The 20,082-nt window shown below is 54.2% G+C and carries 18 protein-coding genes and 1 tRNA gene; 4 read left to right on the top strand and 15 right to left on the bottom strand.

Annotation, left to right across the window (positions count from 1 at the left end):
• Positions 1 to 3 precede the first annotated feature (3 nt).
• Both G523_RS0112435 and G523_RS0112430 read right to left on the bottom strand, forming a co-directional pair.
• Positions 4 to 894: a phosphatidylserine decarboxylase gene (locus G523_RS0112435; protein ID WP_033233193.1), complete on the bottom strand. Its 891-nt coding sequence runs from the start codon at positions 892 to 894 to the stop codon at positions 4 to 6.
• Between the two features lie 2 nt (positions 895 to 896).
• The gene (locus G523_RS0112430; protein WP_022695390.1) at positions 897 to 2,774 is read right to left on the bottom strand and encodes an ABCB family ABC transporter ATP-binding protein/permease; all 1,878 of its coding nucleotides are present in this window, start codon (positions 2,772 to 2,774) and stop codon (positions 897 to 899) included.
• A gap of 60 nt (positions 2,775 to 2,834) precedes the next feature.
• On the opposite strand from G523_RS0112430, the gene G523_RS0112425 reads away from it, so the two are divergent.
• Positions 2,835 to 3,395 (top strand): LOG family protein, encoded by a 561-nt coding sequence (locus G523_RS0112425; protein WP_027441709.1) that lies wholly within the window; start codon positions 2,835 to 2,837, stop codon positions 3,393 to 3,395.
• Positions 3,396 to 3,402: 7 nt separating this feature from the next.
• Here G523_RS0112425 and gltX read toward each other — a convergent pair whose 3' ends face one another.
• The 4 genes from gltX to G523_RS0112405 are packed head-to-tail and all read right to left on the bottom strand — an operon-like array spanning position 3,403 to position 8,612.
• A complete protein-coding gene (gltX, locus tag G523_RS0112420; protein ID WP_022695388.1) occupies positions 3,403 to 4,761 on the bottom strand; it encodes a glutamate--tRNA ligase in 1,359 nt (452 codons plus the stop codon).
• An 11-nt stretch (positions 4,762 to 4,772) separates the two neighbouring features.
• Entirely contained in the window at positions 4,773 to 6,017 is a 1,245-nt protein-coding gene (locus tag G523_RS0112415) for an MFS transporter (RefSeq protein ID WP_022695387.1), read from the bottom strand.
• Positions 6,010 to 7,662 carry an NAD+ synthase gene (locus G523_RS0112410; RefSeq protein ID WP_022695386.1) on the bottom strand — a complete coding sequence of 551 codons (1,653 nt, stop codon included), beginning with the start codon at positions 7,660 to 7,662 and terminating at the stop codon, positions 6,010 to 6,012. The genes G523_RS0112415 and G523_RS0112410 overlap by 8 nt, the downstream gene beginning before the upstream one ends.
• Positions 7,663 to 7,700: 38 nt before the next feature.
• Positions 7,701 to 8,612 carry a Gfo/Idh/MocA family protein gene (locus G523_RS0112405; protein ID WP_027441708.1) on the bottom strand — a complete coding sequence of 304 codons (912 nt, stop codon included), beginning with the start codon at positions 8,610 to 8,612 and terminating at the stop codon, positions 7,701 to 7,703.
• A 428-nt stretch (positions 8,613 to 9,040) separates the two neighbouring features.
• Here G523_RS0112405 and G523_RS0112400 point away from each other — a divergent pair, with 428 nt between their 5' ends.
• Positions 9,041 to 9,307, top strand: coding sequence for an HU family DNA-binding protein (locus tag G523_RS0112400; RefSeq protein ID WP_022695384.1), 267 nt, complete (start codon positions 9,041 to 9,043; stop codon positions 9,305 to 9,307).
• A gap of 41 nt (positions 9,308 to 9,348) precedes the next feature.
• Here G523_RS0112400 and G523_RS0112395 read toward each other — a convergent pair whose 3' ends face one another.
• From G523_RS0112395 to glmU, 5 genes are all read right to left on the bottom strand, one after another.
• Positions 9,349 to 10,716 (bottom strand): MATE family efflux transporter, encoded by a 1,368-nt coding sequence (locus G523_RS0112395; protein WP_033233191.1) that lies wholly within the window; start codon positions 10,714 to 10,716, stop codon positions 9,349 to 9,351.
• Positions 10,717 to 10,732: 16 nt separating this feature from the next.
• Positions 10,733 to 12,121 (bottom strand): class II 3-deoxy-7-phosphoheptulonate synthase, encoded by a 1,389-nt coding sequence (locus G523_RS0112390; protein ID WP_033233267.1) that lies wholly within the window; start codon positions 12,119 to 12,121, stop codon positions 10,733 to 10,735.
• A 168-nt stretch (positions 12,122 to 12,289) separates the two neighbouring features.
• Positions 12,290 to 13,663 (bottom strand): glutathione-disulfide reductase, encoded by a 1,374-nt coding sequence (gene gor / locus G523_RS0112385; protein ID WP_022695381.1) that lies wholly within the window; start codon positions 13,661 to 13,663, stop codon positions 12,290 to 12,292.
• Between the two features lie 9 nt (positions 13,664 to 13,672).
• Complete coding sequence (gene rpiA, locus G523_RS0112380; protein ID WP_022695380.1) at positions 13,673 to 14,380, bottom strand: ribose-5-phosphate isomerase RpiA; 708 nt, start codon at positions 14,378 to 14,380, stop codon at positions 13,673 to 13,675.
• 3 nt (positions 14,381 to 14,383) lie between these two features.
• Positions 14,384 to 15,727 (bottom strand): bifunctional UDP-N-acetylglucosamine diphosphorylase/glucosamine-1-phosphate N-acetyltransferase GlmU, encoded by a 1,344-nt coding sequence (gene glmU / locus G523_RS0112375; RefSeq protein ID WP_155802711.1) that lies wholly within the window; start codon positions 15,725 to 15,727, stop codon positions 14,384 to 14,386.
• A gap of 82 nt (positions 15,728 to 15,809) precedes the next feature.
• On the opposite strand from glmU, the gene G523_RS0112370 reads away from it, so the two are divergent.
• Positions 15,810 to 16,484: an HAD-IA family hydrolase gene (locus G523_RS0112370; RefSeq protein WP_022695378.1), complete on the top strand. Its 675-nt coding sequence runs from the start codon at positions 15,810 to 15,812 to the stop codon at positions 16,482 to 16,484.
• Here G523_RS0112370 and G523_RS19210 read toward each other — a convergent pair.
• Both G523_RS19210 and G523_RS0112360 read right to left on the bottom strand, forming a co-directional pair.
• Positions 16,477 to 16,737 carry a phosphoglycolate phosphatase gene (locus G523_RS19210; protein WP_081648840.1) on the bottom strand — a complete coding sequence of 87 codons (261 nt, stop codon included), beginning with the start codon at positions 16,735 to 16,737 and terminating at the stop codon, positions 16,477 to 16,479. The two genes, G523_RS0112370 and G523_RS19210, sit on opposite strands and share 8 nt — an antisense overlap.
• Before the next feature lie 303 nt (positions 16,738 to 17,040).
• Positions 17,041 to 17,116, bottom strand: a tRNA-Lys gene (locus tag G523_RS0112360).
• A 123-nt stretch (positions 17,117 to 17,239) separates the two neighbouring features.
• Between G523_RS0112360 and G523_RS19205 the strand changes: the two genes are divergently transcribed.
• Positions 17,240 to 17,920 carry a hypothetical protein gene (locus tag G523_RS19205; RefSeq protein WP_155802708.1) on the top strand — a complete coding sequence of 227 codons (681 nt, stop codon included), beginning with the start codon at positions 17,240 to 17,242 and terminating at the stop codon, positions 17,918 to 17,920.
• Here the strand turns inward: G523_RS19205 and tgt are convergent.
• Both tgt and queA read right to left on the bottom strand, forming a co-directional pair.
• The gene (tgt, locus tag G523_RS0112350; protein WP_022695375.1) at positions 17,917 to 19,026 is read right to left on the bottom strand and encodes a tRNA guanosine(34) transglycosylase Tgt; all 1,110 of its coding nucleotides are present in this window, start codon (positions 19,024 to 19,026) and stop codon (positions 17,917 to 17,919) included. The genes G523_RS19205 and tgt overlap by 4 nt on opposite strands.
• Positions 19,019 to 20,077, bottom strand: a complete 1,059-nt coding sequence (queA, locus tag G523_RS0112345; RefSeq protein ID WP_022695374.1) for a tRNA preQ1(34) S-adenosylmethionine ribosyltransferase-isomerase QueA — start codon at positions 20,075 to 20,077, stop codon at positions 19,019 to 19,021. Before queA ends, tgt begins: the two co-directional genes overlap by 8 nt.
• Positions 20,078 to 20,082: the final 5 nt, after the last annotated feature.

Raw genomic sequence — 20,082 nt, 5'->3', positions numbered from 1 at the left:
AGCCTAAGACTTCTTAGACGTTTTCTTATCTGAAGCTGCGTCAGCTTCGGCAGACGCCGTTTCGACCTCAGCGTCAGAAACAGCCGCATCTTCGACAGGTTCTGCCGTTTCTTCTGCTACTGGCGCTTCGGGCGCTGGCTCTGGTTCGGCGGGCGTTTCTTCGACAACCGGCTCAGGAACCATGAGAGGTTCACTTGCCGTCGTGGCAGACTGCTCCACCTCAGACAGGTCGCTCAGGACCGTCTCGCCGCCGATGACTGACATTCCCGGCTCCAGAGAAACCTCAGACCCCACAGGCAGGAACACATCGCTCCAGCCGCCAAGACGACGAACGCCGATTTTGCGGCCCGCACGAACGCCGTCGCCGGACTCAAGGTTTACATCAAGACGTGGCCCTGTGCCGCCTGTCGCGACACGCACGCCCACAGCATGGCTTTCACTGCTGATCAGAATAAACGCTTCGCGAAGATTTGGATCCTCAGCATCAAACGCCAGTGTTGCCGGAGCGCCCGGCTCGATCAGAAAGCTTTCGACATTGCCAGTGATTGCAGCGCGCACACCGTTCGCAGAAAATGGTGATGACGCGATACGCACGCGAATGACTTCCGGCGTGTCCCAACGCAATTCACGCGGCGGCGCGACACTGGATACGCTCTCGATCACACCATCATTAGGTGCAAGGACGAGATTTGCGGCGGAAGGCGATGTTCGCTCTGTATCTCGCGAAGCGAGCAAAATGATCGCCAGTACGATCATGAAAATGAGGCCGAGTATCCAATGAAGCCCGCCAAGGATGATGGCGAGCACCAGTGCTAGAGCGCCAAACCCCAGTCCTTCGAGGTCAAACTCGGCCCGATACCAAGGCATTCGGGATGAAAGTGATTTCTTGGACATATCTATTCCTGACCTTTCGCTACTGCTGGCTCTGCTTCTGTCAGTTCCCGACGGGAAACCTGCTTCGCCCACATGTCAGCATACAAACCGTTCTCAGATAAGAGCGACTCATGATCGCCCCGCTCTGCAACTTTACCATCACTGAGTACAATAATTTGATCGGCGTGCATAATGGTTGAGAGCCTGTGCGCGACCGTCACGGTGGTTCTGCCTTTCGAGGCCTCATGGATAGCACGCTGAACGAGCGTTTCTGTCTGACTGTCCAACGCCGAGGTCGCCTCATCCAGCAGAAGAACTTCCGGATTTTTCAATATGACGCGCGCGAGACCGACGCGCTGTTTTTCTCCGCCCGATAGTTTAAGACCGCGCTCACCGACCCGTGTGTCCCAGCCATCCGGCAAAGCCTCAATAAACTCCAGCAATTGCGCGCTTTGAGCTGCGTGTTCCAGTTCGCTTTGAGTCGCTTCAGGTCGGCCATAGAGAATGTTCTGGCGGATTGTATCGTTAAACAGCACCACGTCCTGAGGCACGATCCCCAAATGCTGACGCAGGCTTTCCTGTGTCAGGTCGCGTACATCCTGACCGTCGAACAGAACGGCGCCTTCATTCACATCATAGAAGCGGAAAATCAGCTTCAATAGCGTCGACTTTCCTGCGCCTGACGGGCCAACGATCGCAAGCTGTTTACCGGATGGAAGATCGAAGGAAATGTTTTCTATCCCGATCACACGGCCATCATGACTGAATGAGACATCGCGGAACTCGATTGCCCCTGTGGCATCGGACAGCTCACTGGCATCATCAGCATCCGCGACCTCGGGCTTCATCGACATCAGGCCAAAGACCTTCTCAAGATCGATGACGCCCTGACGGATTTCCCGCCATCCCCAACCGAGAATGTTCAAAGGTCGATAAAGATTGAGCAGCATTGCAAACACAGCCGCAAGCGCACCAACCTCAAGTTCCTGATTTGCCACCTTCCAGCCTGTCCAGCCGAGCATGGCAAACAGGCCGAGATTCATAATCAGTTCCTGACCGGCGTTCAGCAGGCCAAGGGAACGGGACGTTTCGACATACTGCTCGGCATAGGTCTTGTACGCTGAATTGTAGGAATCTGTCTCACGGCCTTCTGCGGCGAAAGATTTGACCGTTTCAAAGTTTGTGAGGCTGTCCATGGCCCGGGCACGTAGCTCGGTATCAGCCTTATTCAGCGTCCGGCGCTGCTTGGCGCGCCACTCGGACACAATGAAGGTGAACGCCATATAGACGATGATGGTCACAATCGCGATGACAGATAGAACCCATGAATAGGTCGCCGCCAGAACAATTGAGGCCAGGGCCAGTTCGATGATCGTCGGCGCAATGTTGAACACCAGAAAGCGCAGAATCACATCCATCGCGGTGCCGCCGCGTTCAATGATCCGTTGAAGCGCACCGGATCGTCGTGTCTGGTGAAAGCCTAGCGATAACGCCTGAGACTTGCTGAAGGCGCTGACGGCAAGCTCGCGTTGCGCATCCTGACTGACCGGCGCGAAAATCGCGTCACGCGCCTGAGGCAGGCCGGACGCCAGAAAGCGTGCAACGACAAAGAATGAGAGCGCGCTGAGCAAGGGCACGAGCACAGCTTCGGCTTCACCTGTTGAGGCTCTGGTAATCGCCTCACCCAGGTATAACGGGGCCACAACACTGAAGCCCTTCGCGCAGACCGTAATCGCCAGAGCGATAATCATCCGGAAACGCCATCGCGACAGATTTGGACGTAGCAGGATGTCGCCAACGCGCATCAGCGCGGTTCCGATCCCCCCTGATGCGCTCTCAATTGCATCAGCATCGGTAGAAGCCATTGTTCTCATAATTGCGAGATAGTGTGCGTCGCTCATTCTTGCCAGCCAGAAAGAATGCGTTCATTGAAAACAACAAACCATGCCGACGGAGAATTCATGGCTGCTATGAAATCGATCTGCCTTTACTGTGGTTCCTCTAATGAGGTTGATCCAAAGTATATCGCTCTGGCCAAGGACCTCGGCAAACGACTGGCAGAAAGCGGATATCGCCTCGTTTACGGCGGCGGTAGTGTCGGCCTTATGGGCGCATCAGCAAACGCAGCTCACGAAGCAGGCGGAGATGTCCTTGGGATCATGCCGCGCTTCCTGCTGACCAAGGAACGCATCTTCGAGCAGGTCGAGCATCGCATCGTCGATACAATGCACGAGCGTAAACAGATGATGTTTGACGAAAGCGACGCTTTCATCGTTCTGCCGGGCGGCATTGGCACGCTGGAAGAAGCTGTAGAAATGCTGTCATGGGCGCGCCTCGGCCTGCACAGCAAGCCCATGGCGTTTCTCGATGTAGACGGCTTCTGGAGCCCGTTCTTTGAGCTGATGAGCCATATCGTGAAGGACAAATTCACACCGGCTGAATTTCTGGAACAGTTTGCCCACACCAATACACCGGATGAAGCAATTGAAGCGCTTCGTGTCCGGCATATCGATATGAAATAGCGACAGCTTAGGCCGCTGCAGCCTTCAGACGCTCAGCGGCCCGTTCCTGACCAAGCAGCACGAGCACACGCCCCATATCAGGGCCGCGGCCCTCGCCGGTCAGCGCCAGTCGGAGCGGCATGAACAGACCCTTGCCCTTACGGCCAGTCGCGTCCTTCAGCTCTTTCGTCCATTTACCCCATGTTTCAAGGTCGTACGGACCAGCAGGCAGTGTCTCAGCAGCAGTCTGGATATAGCCCTTATCTTCGGCTTCGATGTCAGACGAAATCGCGCCATACAGCACGTCAGCCCAGGAAGACGCTTCGGAAACCGTGCTGATATTTTCTTTCACGGTTTCCCAGAAGAGTTCACGATCCGGACAATTTTCCAGACCCGCAATACCGCCAAGCGTGTCAGACACATCCGCGTAAGACAGCGAAAGTACAAGCTGCGCGTTGAGCTTCATCAGCTCTTCTTCATCGAAACGCGCAGGTGCACGACCGATTTTGTCGAATGAGAACTCCGACGCGAGCTCATCAAGCGACGCGCGAATTTCCACATTGTCACTTGTGCCAATCTTTCCGAGCAACGATGCAATCGAAATCGGCTCAAGGCCCTTCTTGCCCAACTCCTGAATAGAAAGAGAGCCAAGGCGCTTGGAGAGCCCCTGCCCGTCAGCACCAACCAGAAGCGGTGTATGCGCCATTTCCGGTGCCTTGCCGCCTAGCGCCATGAAGATTTCGATCTGCGCGCCAGAGTTTGTGACGTGGTCTTCACCGCGAACGACGTGCGTGATGTCATATTCAATATCGTCGACAACACTCGGCAGCGTGTAGAGATAGCTGCCATCGCCGCGCACAAGAATAGGATCGGATACAGAAGACGTATCAATGCCCTGCGGGCCGCGCACGAGGTCATTCCATTCAACGCGCTCACCAGACAGTTTGAAACGCCAGTGAGGTTTGCGGCCTTCAGCCTCGAACGCTGCTTTCTCGTCGTCAGTCAGATTGAGGCCAGCACGGTCATAAACCGGTGGGCGGCCACGGCTCAGCGCAATCTTGCGTTTCCGCTCAAGCTCTTCCGGTGTTTCGTAACAGGCATAAAGCAGGCCATCAGCCTTCAGCTTGGCAACCGCTTCATCATATTTGTCAAAACGGTCTGACTGGTTGAACGTGTCGTCCCAGCCAAGACCCAGCCATGTCAGATCGTCTTTCAAGCCTTGTTCGTATTCCTTCGTAGACCGCTCAAGATCCGTGTCGTCGATACGAAGAATGAACTTCCCACCCTGCCCTTTCGCGAACAGCCAGTTGATCAGCGCGGTTCTGACATTGCCAACGTGAAGTCGGCCAGTCGGGGATGGGGCAAAACGAACAATAGGTGCAGACATGCTTTTCAGACTCAATTTTGTTTCTGGCCGAACTTTTCATTCAATCCGGCAAGGTTCGGTTGGATAAGCAACATTACGCCGCTCGCCAAGAGTGAAAACGCGCCCATTACCGCCAATTGCAGATCAAATCCAACACCAAAGTCGATCAGAAACCCTGTAAGGAACGGTGAAGCGGCCGTCGAGGCGACCATAATCGCATAGATCAGGGCTCTTACATCACCCAGGTGTTTCGTACCAAACAATTCTGGCCAGAGCGCGCCGGAAAGCGTCGCCTGAGCGCCTGCTGTCATACCGAGACCAACATAGAGCAGCGGAATAAATGCGCCGTCGCGCAATATCAACGGCACCATGAGCGCGAGCGATATTGGAAGAAGGAATGCTGGAAGAAGGACTTTCGCGCTAAACCTGTCAATCACGGCACCTGCGATCAGGCTCGTAATCACCTGAGCGGCAGCAAACACCGTCATGGAAGCAACCATTACATTCATGTCCCAGCTCATGATCGAGGACAAATGCTGCTGGTGGAAAAAATATGCCGTCACCATGAACGGCGGACACAGCGCCGCTATCTGAACCAGATAGAATTCCGGTCGCTTCAGAATGTCAGATCGGGTCCAGTGAAATACCCTCTTACCAGACGACGTATCCTCTTCGGTTGCGACCTCTACGTCCTGTGGCACACGATCGACACTCAGAAGAAGCCAGAGCAACGGCACCGATAGAACGAGCAGCACGACTGCTGCGCCGCCCCATAAATAAGCAAGGCCCGCAGTAGATAAAACGACCGCCGCAACCGCTGGCATGAAGCTTTCAGATAAGGGAAAGCCGAGACCGACAATGCTCACGGCTTTTCCGCGGTTCTTCGTGTACCATTTGCCTGCAGACGTCATGGCGACATGCCCACAAAACCCCTGGCCGAAAAGACGCAGGCCAAAGATCGCGACTGGGAGGATCACGACCGTCAGACTGGAAATCGCCATCAGAGTACATGCCAGACTGAGCCCCAATACGGTTACGATAGCTGATCGCCTGACACTGAACCGGTCCACCAGTTTGCCGAAGTTCGACAGTGTGAACGCACTGGCCAGCGTTGCTCCACCATAGATCAGGCCGAACTGAGAGTGACTCAATCCATGCGCCGCCCTGATCGCATCGTTGGATAACGAGATGAAATAGGTCTGACCGAAACCGGAAAACAGACAGAGCAAAAGGCCCGCTGAAAGCCAGCGGGCGTTCGCAACAATGAATCTAAGCATCACGCCAGCGGCTGGTGATCGGATAACGACGGTCGCGTCCGAAATTACGAGGCCCGATTTTAGGCCCGGACGCCGACTGCCGACGTTTGTATTCAGATATGTAGAGCAAATGCTCGATCCGATTCACCGTCTCTCTCGGATGTCCGCGGTCGATGATCTGGTCCGTCGACATCTCAAAATCGACGAGACCACGCAAAATGTCATCCAGCACTTCGTAAGGCGGCAGGCTGTCTTCGTCTTTCTGATCTTCACGCAATTCTGCGCTCGGGGGCTTTGTGATGATACGCTCTGGAATGACTTCGCCCGTCGGACCTAGAAATTCGGAAGCGTCACATTCGTTTCTCCAGCGACAAATCTGAAAAACTTCAGTTTTATAGAAATCCTTGAGCGGATTATAGCCGCCACACATATCACCGTAGAGCGTCGCGTAGCCGACCGCCATTTCCGACTTGTTACCTGTCGTGACAACCATATGCCCGAACTTGTTGGATAGCGCCATCAGTGTCACACCACGAAGGCGAGACTGAATGTTCTCTTCGGTCGTATCGGGCTCTCGATCAGCAAACTGTTCGCTAAGCATCGCGTCCAGCGCGGTTACGCCCTCAGCAATCGAGATCGTATCGTAGCGCACGCCAAGCGCTTCCGCGCAGGCTTTAGCGTCTTCAAGGCTATGGTCGCTCGTATACTTTGAAGGAAGCATAACGCACCAGACTTTATCGGCTCCCAACGCATCTACGGCTATCGCTGCTGTTAGCGCGGAGTCTATGCCGCCGGACAATCCGAGCACCACACCGGGGAAGCGGTTTTTACGGACATAGTCGCCAAGGGCAAGAACAGCCGCCTGATAGTCCGCCTTTTCTGCTTCACTTGGCCCCTCGCACGACTCGACCTGAAATGATTTTGCAGACGCATCGAAATCAAATGTGCGGATGCCGCTCTCGAAATCCGGGAACAGCCAGGAATGGCGATCTGATGCGGACCATACATAAGACGCACCATCAAATACCAACTCATCCTGAGCGCCGATCTGATTGATAAAAATGTAAGGCAGGTCCGGGCTTTCCCATCGCGCAAACGCAGTACGGCGTTCGCGGTGAATTGTCCTTCGCCACGGAGACGCGTTAAGCGCGAGCATCAGGTCGGCGCCTGTCGCCTTTACGGCATCAGGAACGCGGTTGAACCAGATGTCTTCGCAGATCGCGACGCCGACACGTACGCCTTTAAGTTCGAAGCTTGGATTATCGATCGCACCCGCAGTGAAAACCCGGCTATCATCAAAAACGCCATAGTCCGGCAGCTCGTGCTTGTCATACCGTTTGGCCAACGCACCATGCTGGAGCAGGAACGCGCTATTATAGACCGATGTGCCATCACGGAATGGCGCACCAATGACGATTGCCGGATCATTCTTCTGAAGCGCCTGCTCCAATTCGCTTAGCGCTACCTGACACGCGGCATGAACACTTGGCTTCAACACCAGATCTTCTGGCGGATAGCCGAAGAGGAAAAGCTCGGAAAACACTAACAGATCGGAGCGCTCTGCACGAGCCTGCTCAAGCGCTTCAAGAGCGAGTTTCAGGTTTCCGCTGACATCACCAACAATCGGGTTCAGTTGCGCGACAGTTATTCTCAGAGATTTCGACATAAGCGCGAGTTACACCCGGTTCCTAGGTATGAAAAGTATTATGACTCGATAGCCGCTTCCGCAGCTTCAGCCATTGCGACCGCCGCAATCGCGCCGTGCCCTGGGATCATGGAGTTCTGATACCCGAGACAGGCTCGATAGAAGCTTTCATCGGCTGCGAGCAGAGGGTCTGGGAGTACAGAGGAAACATCCACACGGATTTCATAAGGGGTGGTGTTCACGACTTCGCGGGTCAGGAAATCTACGCTTATCTCTCCAGACTCATAAACGACGCGCATTTTACGCTCCCGGGCTTTTGCAGCACGGCTGGCTTTCAGTACGGCCTGCGCTCCGGACGAATAGGTGAAGGTCGCCTCAGCCTCGTCGATGTGATCGGTGTGAAGACGAGCACCTTTTGCATCAACCTCTTTGAAGCGTCCTTCAATCAGGCACCCTGCCAGATCCAGGTCATGGATCATCAGATCCCAGATCACAGAGACATCACCTGCGCGACCTTCAGGCGATGGAGGAGAGAATCTGATCGACTCCATCAGCTTCGGCGTTTCTTCAATCCGGAACATGCCCATCGCTTTTGCGACGAAACGCTCCTGGTGGCCCACCTGCAGGATCAGGCCTTTCTTCACGGCTTCGCCAGCGAGGTCTCGCGCAACGCTCTCAGTGAGCGCCAGAGGCTTTTCTACGAGCACATGTTTGTCAGCTGCGAGCGCGCGGCGAACCAGATCCGCGTGGTAGACTGCAGGAACCGCAACAACGATCGCATCACTTACGTCGAGCAGGTCTTCGAGTTTTGTATAATTAGGAACGCCATAAGGCGCAGCAACACCTTTGCCGCGCGCGTCATCAATGTCGAAAATTCCGGAAAGCGATGTTGTAGCGGACGCTGCTGCCTTCTGAGCGTGATAATTTCCAAAAACGCCAGCTCCGGCGACACCCACTCTTAGTTCAGACACATCTCTCTCCTTACATACGGATTTCGCTCGCAAGTATCAGCACCGAAGGTCCGCGACCAGTCACAGTCTGTTGCATCCTTTTACAGACGTTCGTGCGCGTGACCAGCTTCGAGACACTTGCATTAATAGAAACGTCGAATTCGGTCTCCAGAGACCGAAAATCCCGGACCACTAATTCGAGAATCGCCCGTCATTCCTACGAATCACATTCCGATTCGTAGCAAAAACCGCCAAATTCCGGCTCCAAGCGTCGCCAAAAACGGGAAAAATGCCCCGCCATTTCCGACGAATTAGCAGGAAATCCACAGAAAGAGCAGCAAAACAGGCCGAAAAGCCCCGATATTACGCGGTTGTGGCTGCATTTTCTTTGACGAATCTGCTGGGCTATCGAATACCTTAGGTATGCGTTTCGTTGAGGAGCATGAAAAATGAAAAAATCAGAACTCGTTAAAGCTGTCGCAGACAAGTGCGGCACGACAACTAAAGACACATCAGCGGTTATCGACGCGACATTCGACGCGATCGCTGAAAGCCTGAAAGCTAAAGATTCTGTAGCAATCGCTGGCTTCGGCTCTTTCGCAACGAAAGACCGCGCTGCACGCGAAGGCATCAACCCATCTACTCGCGAGAAGATCCAGATCCCAGCGCGTACGGTTGCTGTATTCAAGCCAGCTAAACAGCTGAAAGAACTCTAAGAGATTTTTCTCTGGGTTTAAAAAGGGCTGGGACAAAAGTCTCAGCCCTTTTTTAGTGCCCGACGCGGGAGCACTTCCAGAATGACGAGCTGAGTGATCGCAGCAAACACGGAGGCAACCAGTACCGCTTCCGCCATACCCTGAACGCCGCGCCCCTCAACAAGACCAAGATACCAGGCCAGCGGCAACATAATCACGATATAGCTTGCAAGGTGTGCAATAGCTGGCTGCCAGACCAGCCCTTGTGCACGGGCCGCCATCGCGGCAACGTTTTGTAATCCGTCAAAAATCACAATGCCGGCAGCAAACAGGATCATGGCTGAGAGCTCGGGGTGCAGCAGCACATTTGCGACCAGAGCATCTCGCTGAACGAAGACCGATGCCAGTCCGTCATTGGCCACAGACATCAGCAGAGCCGCAGCAGCGCCCACCATGACACAAACGAGCAAACCGAGCCTCGACGCATTTTGGACTGCGCCGAACTCTCCGCGCCCTACTCTTTCGGCGACGCGGACAGAGGTCGCCGTGCCGATGCCCAGAAACGCCATGAAGACAAAACCAATGGTCTGGAACATCATTCCGTAAACCGAGGCCGCAGCAATCCCGATCCACGTCGCAATGATATGGGTGAAGTTGAACGAGCCGAATTCGGCGACATTGCTCACGGCCATGCCCATACCGACAGAGATCTGGCGCTTTGCTTCGCCGTCCTGTTTCTCACCAGAGCTTTTGAATGCCGGCGTTTTCCACGCGACAAAGCCAAGCAGGACGAACATCAGGCACCAGTTTGTTCCTGTAGTAGCGAATGCCACGCCTGTCGCGCCCAGCTCAGGAAAGCCCCAGCTGCCCGACACGAATGCCAGGTCCAGCATTAGGTTCACCATAACGCCGATATACATCGCGACCGATACCAGAAGCGGTTTTCTTAGCGCTTCCAGATAATAAGTCATGGTCGTGTTGAAGATCTGCGCCAGCATTGCGAAGGCGAGGATGCGGGTAACCGTCGTCGTGCCTTCCAGAACGGCGCCCTCAAAGCCTAGAGAGCTATAGAGCCAATGCGCGCCGAAGAACATCGGCACCACGCCCACGATGCCCAGCAACAAAGCCGACACAACCCCGCGCCGGAAAATCCGTCCGGTTTTGTGCGCCTCGCCCTTGCCTGAAAATTCAGCCGTCATGACAGACACGCCAAGCAAAATCCCGAGCGACAGGCCAAGCAGAACGCCGACCGGCAAATGGGAATTCAGAACGTATGGAAGCTCTTCTGGTCTATTACGCCCGAGCACAATCGTGTCGGTGAGCATCATCAACATAAATGACGCACGCGAAATGGCTATCGGTAGTGATAGTCGTAATAGGTCCAGAATATCTTTCGGATCGGCCCAAGCGGGCCATGCCCGCTTGGTCATGGTTATGTGTGTCCGTTTATAAAACTGCAGCCGTAGAAGACATTGCCGCCTGAGAGCGCTCAGTCATGGACTGCAGCTTCTCCGCGATCAGGAATGCAAGCTCGAGAGCCTGCTCACCGTTGAGTCGCGGGTCACAATGAGTGTGATATCGGGACGACAAATCTTCTTCAGAGATTGCCTGCGCGCCACCAATACACTCTGTTACGTCTTGTCCAGTCATTTCAAAGTGAACACCGCCCGGGTGAGCACCTTCACTGGAGACGATGTCGATGAAGTCACGAACTTCAGACAGGATACGATCGACAGGACGTGTCTTGAATCCGTTGTCCGTCTTCAGCGTATTGCCGTGCATTGGGTCAGACGACCAGACCACGTTTCGACCGGACGCCTGAACGGCGCGAACCAGCCCTGGCAGCCCCTGTGCGACGCCATCAGCGCCAAAACGCGCGATCAGAACGATACGTCCCGCCTCATCTTTCGGGTTCAGCGTTTCGATCAAACGAAGAAGTTCGTCAGTCTCAAGACCCGGTCCGCATTTGATCCCGATCGGGTTTTTGACACCCTTACAGAACTCGACATGCGCATGATCAATTTGTCGTGTGCGGTGACCGATCCACAGCATGTGAGCAGATGTGTCGTACCATTCGCCCGTCGTCGAATCGATGCGGGTCAGAGCTTCCTCGTACCCCAGCAGAAGTGCTTCGTGCGACGTATAGAACTCGACCTGCTGAACTTCCGGCGTCGTGTCTGGTGAAATACCGCACGCACGCATGAAGGCCATGGATTTCGAGATCTGGTCTGCGAGCGCAGCATACTTCTCACCTTGCGGAGACCGCTCGATGAATCCCAGCATCCACGTGTGGACGTTATTTAGGTCGGCATAACCGCCCTGAGAAAACGCTCGCAGAAGGTTCAGCGTCGCCGCTGACTGAGAATATGCCTGAAGCAAACGCCCCGGATCCGGCGCACGCGATGCGTCGTCGAAGTCCATACCGTTGATGATATCACCACGATATGAAGGTAGCTCTACGCCGCCAATTGCCTCAACCGCGCTCGAGCGAGGTTTCGCGAACTGGCCAGCAATACGACCAACTTTTACAACAGGCTTCTCCGCTGCAAATGTCAGAACGACCGCCATCTGAAGAATAACGCGGAAGGTGTCGCGAATATTGTTCGGATGGAATTCCTTAAAGCTCTCAGCGCAATCCCCGCCCTGAAGCAGAAACGCTTTGCCCGCGGCAACTTCAGCCAGACGCTTGCGAAGACGGCGCGCCTCACCGGCAAACACGAGTGGCGGATAGCTTTTCAATTGCTCCTCGACAGCCGCAAGGCGCGACTCATCAGGGTAATCTTCGGGAATATGTTTCGCTGGCCTTTCCCGCCAGGAAGAGGGTGTCCAAGACATTTTTTTCTCCATGAAGCCGCGATATTCATCACTAACCCCGAAACAGCGCAAGTATTTTTTAGAATATCGACTGATTTACGGCGATTTTAGAAAGTTATTGCGCTATTTCGAATAGCCTTAGGCGCCTGCTTCCATCTTTATCGAAATCCAGGAACGGGCTGGACTGCGTCAGGCAAGCTCTGGCGGAATGTACTTCTCACGCATTGTGACAAGCTCTTCGGCGATTGACGGATGAAGCGCGCAAGTTCGGTCGAAATCCTGCTTGGTCGCGCCCATTTTCACCGCAATTGCGACCGCCTGAATAACCTCCGGTGCTTCAGGACCTACGATATGACACCCAAGAACGACCTGATCTTCTTCGCGCACGACGAGTTTCATCATCACGCGCTCTTCGTCGCCGGTCAGAAGATCTTTCATCGGACGGAAAGTTGTCTTGTAGATATCGATCGCGCCGTATTTGTGGCGCGCATCTTCTTCTGACAGCCCTACAGTGCCCACCGGCGGCTGCGTAAAGACTGCCGTCGGCACATTATCATAAGTGAAGAAGTTTGGATCATTCTGGAAGACAGATTCAGCAAAGGCCTGACCCTCGCGGATCGCAACAGGCGTCAAATTCATACGGTTCGTTACGTCACCAACTGCCCAGATATGGTCCACATTTGTCTTGGAATATTGATCGACCTCAATGGCGCCCTTGGCGTCGGAATGAACTCCGGCCAGCTCCAGTCCCAGGCCGTCCGTATCCGGAATACGCCCAAGCGCCATGAGAACGACATCCGCATCGCAGGTTTCACCGTTGGAGAACGTCACTTCGTGGGAAGCGCCCGCCTCTTTGATCTCGTTGATCGTCGCCTGCGTCACCACACGAACGCCCTTACGCTTCAGCTCTTCATGGACATGAGTTCGAATATCCCAATCGAAACCATTGAGAACCGTATCGCCGCGATAAATCAGCGTTGTTTCGACACCGAGACCAGCAAACACGCCGGCAAATTCCACAGCAATAAAGCCGCCACCCGCGATAACCATCCTTTTAGGCAAAGATTTAAGATGGAACACTTCGTTTGAAGTGATTGCGTGCTCGATACCCGGAATTTCCGGCGGCATCCATGGCTCACCGCCTGTGGCGATCAGAACCTTTTCCGCAGTAATATGCTTGCCGGACGTCGTCAGACGCAATGTATGCGCATCAAGAAACTCTGCTCGTTCCTCATGAACATCGACACCAGCGTTATTCAGGTTACGGGTATAGATGCCGGACAGGCGATCGACTTCAGCATGCAGTGTCGTCATGAAAGACGCGAAGTCGAATTCTACGTTCTCTGCTGTCCAGCCGAAGCCTTTCGCATGTTCAAACATGCGACCGAACTCGCTGGCATAAACCATGTACTTCTTCGGAACGCAGCCACGTATGACGCACGTACCGCCCACACGATATTCTTCTGCGATCGCGACTTTGGCACCCGCCATGGCCGCACGGCGCGCAGCGCGAACGCCGCCGGAACCGGCACCAATCACAAACAAATCATAATCATAGGCCATAAGTCGCTCCTAATATTCAAATTCCAGGATCTGCGCGCCTTCATCGTCTCCGAGAATGATGGTTCTGGCGAGATTGATGAACAGTCCATGTTCCACAACGCCCGGAACCACCGAGAGCGCCAGCGCGGCGGCCTGTGCTGAGGGTATTTCTTTACATCGACAGTCCAAAATGTAGTTGCCACCGTCCGTTACAAGAGGGCGTTTGCCGACTGGACTCTCACGAAGCTTCACGATGGGTTGATCTACACCTGATGTCTTCAAAGCGTCGAAAACCTTTTTCGCCGTGATTGTAAAACCGAAAGGCGAGACCTCAACTGGCAGCGGAAAAGCGCCAAGGGTTTCCACAGCTTTGCTTTCATCTGCGATCACGACCATATGATCTGATGCGTTCGCGATGATTTTTTCTCTGAGCAGCGCTGCACCGCCACCTTTGATGAGACAGGCATGAGGATCAATTTCATCCGCGCCGTCTACCGTCAGATGAATGCGCTCGACCTGCTCGACCGGCAATAAGGGTATACCGAGTGCTGCCGCCTGTTCGAAGGTTGCAACTGACGTGGGAACACAGCGAACATCCAGACCGTCACTGATTTCTTCTGCGAGAAATTCCACAAAGAAGGCCGCAGTCGAACCGGTACCAAGGCCCAGTGTCATGCCGCTTTCAACGAATTCCATCGCCGCCGCAGCAGCATTCCGTTTAGCTTCATCCTGAGACATCGATCAGCTCTGCTTCTTGCGACGCATTTCGGCGTTGTAGGTGTCCGCCCAGCCTTCAATGTTCTTTTGCTTTCCACGGCCTACGGCAAGGGCGCCTTCTGGTACGTCTTTAGTCACGACGCTGCCCGACCCTACAAAACTCCCGCTTTCCAGTGTCACAGGCGCCACAAGGGACGAATTCGATCCGATAAAGCTCCCCTCGCCGATAGTTGTACGGTGTTTGAAATAGCCATCATAATTACAGAAGATCGTCCCTGCCCCGATGTTGGATTTCGCGCCGACATCACCGTCCCCAATGTAAGACAAATGGTTGGCAGCGACACCTTCGCCGAGTTCTGAGTTCTTGATCTCGACGAAATTACCGACACGGACACCTGTATGCAGAACTGCGCCTGGACGCAAACGGGCAAACGGTCCGATCTGACACGCTTCACCAATGGAGCAGTTCTCCAGATGAGAGAACGCTTTAATTCGCGTATCCGACGCTACAGTTACGCCCGGACCAAAGAACACATTAGGCTCGATAACAACATCAGCGCCAATTTGAGTATCAAATGCGAAATAGACGGTGTCCGGATCAATGAGCGTCACACCGTTTTCCATCATTTTGAGTCGCGTCTTGGACTGAAAAACTTTCTCGGCCTCGGCCAGTTGCTCACGTGAGTTTACGCCAAGAACGTCTTCCTCAGAGCACCGTACAGCGCTAGCTCTGAGACCGTCCTGTCGCGCAAGTTCGACAACATCGGTCAAATAGTATTCGCCCTTGGCGTTATCATTGGTGACACGGGACAGGAGTTCAAACAGATATTCTGATCTGACGGCCATGACACCTGAATTGCAGAAAGTGACAGCGAATTCTTCAGGGCTGGTTTCTTTAGCTTCAACGATCTTCAGTAGGTCGCCTTCATCAGAACAAATCAGGCGGCCATATCCGCCGGGCTCGGCAGCATCGAATCCGAGAACAGAGACCGCATATCCTGCATCGAGAGACGCAAACGCCTTCTCAACGGCGTCTACAGGAAGAAGCGGCGTATCAGCATACAAAACGACGACATGTCCCTCAAAGCCGGCAAGTGCTTGCTCGGCAGATTGAACGGCATGGCCGGTACCCTGAGGGGGATCCTGAATTGCAATATTTTCAGATCCAACACGGTTTGCCGCGACCCGTTTCAGTTCTTCGGAATGCGTTCCTATAACGAGAATACGTTTGTCGCATCCAAGGCCATCTGCCAGCGCCAGCGACCAGTCTACCATAGGTCTGCCACCGACTTCATGGAGCACTTTGATCTTCTTGGAGCGCATTCGCGTTCCCATGCCTGCTGCAAGAATGACCGCGGCTCGTTTCATCGTGCGATTCTCCATAAATAGCCTGACACTGGGAGATACACGCTATATCCACATGATCAAAGCTAACCACACGGGAAACATTATGAACTGGACGGATTTTACGGTTGTTTTCGATCTGGACGGCACCTTGGTGGATACCGCGCCCGACCTTCATGCCGCATTAGTTCATTGCTTTTCGGAGAAAGGACTGCCTGCGGTAACGCTTGATACGATCCGTCACGCTATCGGTCACGGTGCGCGGGTGATGATCGAGACATGCGCGAAGGAGACAGGCGCGAGCCTGACTGAAGACGAGCTATCCGCGATGCATAAAAGCTTTCTCAGCTATTACGTCGCCCATATTGCAGATTTCAGTCGGTCATTCAGCGGAATTACGGAAACGCTGGACTACCTGCGAGACAAAGGCGCCCGTCTGTCTGTCTGCACTAATAAAACTCAGGACCTGGCTGAAGAGGTTCTGCAGACTTTGAATCTCACCAACTATTTCGACAGCGTTATCGGCGCCGACAAGGCCAGCGAGAAGAAGCCCTCACCGGCGCATCTTCTGGAAGCTATTTCAGCGGCTGGCGGTATCGCCAGCCATTCTGTACTGATCGGGGATTCGTCGACTGACGGCCGTTCGGCCGAGGCTGCGGGAATTCCGTTCATTCTGATGACGTACGGATATCTCGACGAAGCAGCCTATGATCCCAAGCGCTTCGGGCAGTTATCTGATGCAAACGAACTGCCCGGATTGCTTGAAAGCATGGTTAGCTAGCCCAGCGGGGTGCTTCAGGGACTCGCTGTCTGACAACGCGACTTGCTGTGATTTCGTCACCTGGACGTTCACGGCGCGTCGGCATGCCATTGACCATATTACTACGAACATCGGTACGGCCTGAGCGCATAGCTGCAATAAAGCCTGCTTCGACCAGATCGATGTTCACGTCATACCCACGATCACGCCAGTAAGCTTCGATTTTCTCTTTCAGCCTCAGCGCGCCGTCAGTTGTGCACCAATCTCCATTCATATTCATCTCCTGGATCACCATATCAGTTGTTGAGATGGTCCTTCTTGATCCTTATTGCCGTCTACTATTGCGGCTTGCATTAGAGGTAAGACTTCGCGACACTACCATCAAGAAGAAACGAAATATTGGGCGAAAATGTCATAATCCAGACGTATTTCCATTTACGTCTGTTCATGTTCACGACCAAAATAAACAAACGTTCATATTGGATAGACTGAAACAGCGGCATCAAGCACAGAAGAAAGCCGCAACTGATGGAATCATCAGGCGGTATTGTCTGATTAAAATGCGGTGGAGAAAGTTTGGTGTGCCCTGCAGGGTTCGAACCTGCGACCTACTGATTAAAAGTCAGTTGCTCTACCGGCTGAGCTAAGGGCACGACCGAGTTGGCGCGTATAGCCCTGTGAATCTTTCAGGTCAATGAATTGAATGCCTCATTCTATAACTTTTTTTGCCGTTATTGAATTTTATCCGATAATACGCCGTATCAAGGATGCAAAAAATGTTCAGGACCCATTTCACCTCCCCCGTTATCGCGATTGCCGCTTTGTGTTTAATGCCTGCAGCGGGCTATGCGCAGGAGGCAGATTCGGAACAGGAGAACGAAGGCGTCGTCGAATCTGGTTCAAGAATCACGTATCGCGCCGTTCGTCAAACTGGAGAAGGGCTGGGAGATGCCGCCCTGTCACCTTTGGAGGACCTGAACCTTCGCCGGGATGACATCCCTCGGGAGATTGCAGGAATCCGCACGCCATACGACCCCGTTCCTGATCTGACATGCGAAACGATCGGACGTGAAGTCCGCACACTGGACACGGTTCTGGAAATCGATGCTGACGTCCGCCTTGAACTCACAAACCGCGGGGACGACGGAGAATCCGAAGACATGTCTGATCGAGCCTCCGATTTCGCTCTCGGGCAAATCGCGTCGGAAGCGCGTTCTATTATTCCGTTTAGCGGTATCATCCGCTCCGCGACAGGTGCGAACGCCCACGCCAGCCGCGTGGAAGATGCCTACCGCCTCGCATATTTGCGTCGCACCTTTCTGAAAGGCCTTGGCATGGGGCTGGGATGCCATTACCCGGCTGCACCTTTGGAGATCGATTACTCGACACTCGACGAAAACAGCGCCCCTATCCGGTATCGCGCCGCCGCACCCTCAGCCAACGAGCCTTACGACTAAGTCCAGCGAGATTTCAGGTTAGCCCGGAGCTCGTTGAATGTGCCGTTTGCAATTGCCGTGCGCATTGTCTGCATGAACTCCTGGAAGAACGCGGTGTTGTGCCAGGAGAGCAGCATAGGCGCGAGATACTCTCCCGCTTTGAACAAATGGTTCAGATAGGCTTTAGAGTAGTCCCGGCTGGCCGGACACGACGAATTAGGGTCAATCGGCGTATCGTCTTCCGCAAAGCGGGCGTTTTTCAGATTGATAGGCCCATCCCAGGTCCAGGCCTGTCCGTGGCGTCCTGAGCGTGTTGGCAGGACGCAGTCGAACATATCAACGCCGTGGGCGACGGCTTCGAGAATATCGATCGGCTTACCTACTCCCATCAGATAGCGCGGACGTTCGCGAGGCAGATGAGGCTCGGTGAAGTCGATGACTTCTACCATTCGATTATGCCCCTCACCTACTGCGAGGCCGCCAATGGCGTAACCGCCAAACCCGATCTCCTGAAGCGACTCCGCAGATTGCTGGCGAAGGTCTTCAAAATCAGATCCCTGAACGATGCCAAATATGGTCTGGCTATCTCGTTCCCCGAAAGCAGCTTTCGAACGCGCGCCCCAGCGAATGGACATCTCCATGGATGACTTAGCTTGCTCATGCGTTGCTGGGTACTCAGTGCACTCATCGAGCTGCATGGAGATATCTGCACCAAGGTGATCTGCCTGAATCTCAATGGACCGTTCGGGTGACAGAAAATGCGAAGACCCATCGATATGGGATTTGAAGGAAACGCCTTCCTCTTTCATCTTCCGAAGACCGGCCAGCGACCAGACCTGAAACCCGCCAGAGTCCGTCAGAATGGGCTTATCCCAACGCATGAACTTATGGAGACCGCCCAAACGGTGCACACGCTCACTGCCCGGACGCAGCATGAGGTGATAGGTGTTACCGAGCAGAATATCTGCACCCGCGTCGGCGACCTGATCAGTATACAGCGCTTTCACGGTAGCAGCTGTACCAACCGGCATAAATGCAGGCGTTCGGATTTCACCACGCGGCGTCACCAGCTTGCCCGTACGGGCGCGGTCCTGTGTGGCGTGGATTTCAAATGGAAAGTCAGTCATGGCGCGGCATTAGCAGAGACGCGTCCCCATAGGAATAGAACTTGTAGCCGGATTTTATGGCATGCCCATACGCCCTCTGCATGACTTCAGTTCCCATCAGGGCTGATACCAGCATAAACAGGCTGGACCTCGGCAGGTGGAAATTAGTGATGAGCCCGTCTACCACCTGAAACTTATATCCGGGCTGGATAAAAATATCGGTATCGCGCGACGTTGCGACGACGCCACCCTGACCGTCGGCAAGCGACTCCAGAGTGCGCAGCGACGTCGTGCCCACAGCGATTACCCGGCCGCCACGCGCTTTGCATTCTGCGATCTTTTGAGCGACATCTTCGCTAATCTCGCACCATTCTTCGTGTAGCTTGCCCGATTTGAAAGACTCCTCACTCAGCCCTGCAAACGTACCTGCGCCCACATGCAGCGTAACTCTCTCAAAGCCGATGCCCCGGTCACTGAGCTGCCTGATGAGCGCGTCAGTAAAATGGAGTCCCGCAGTAGGTGCCGCAACCGAACCAGCGCGATCTGCAAAAACGGTCTGATAGTCTTCGTGGTCCTTTGAGTCCGCAGGCCTCATTTTCGCGATATAGGGCGGGATCGGCATTTTCCCGACCGCCTCGACAGCGCTCCAGAAGCCTTCGCCTTTTGGCGAAAACTCAAGCACCAGCCCTCCTGTAGGAAGCTTGTTTAAAATTCGACCCCTCAGCCCTGCAGGGAACTCTATGACGTCATCAGGCCTAAGTCTGCGCCCGGGACGACCGAAGCATTCCCAAACCCCGTCACCTTTCTGAGCCACGAGATTTATCTGCACATCCACATCAGATGACAGCTCATCTCGAGCAGGGCGCACGCCAAATAACAAAGCCGGGACAACCCGCGTATCATTCGCGATGAGGAGATCACCTTCGCGAAGTTCGCTTTCTATATCCCGAAACACACGGTCGGTGATCTGGTCACCATGCACACACAACAACCGGCAGGAGTCGCGAGGCTCTGCCGGTCGTGTCGCTATACATTCATCCGGAAGTTCGAAATCGAACGCGCTGAGATCCAAAGAAC

It is taken from the genome of Ponticaulis koreensis DSM 19734, assembly GCF_000420665.1.
In the GTDB taxonomy this organism is placed as follows: Bacteria; Pseudomonadota; Alphaproteobacteria; order Caulobacterales; family Hyphomonadaceae; genus Ponticaulis; species Ponticaulis koreensis.
This window is presented reverse-complemented; position numbering and strand designations above follow the sequence as displayed.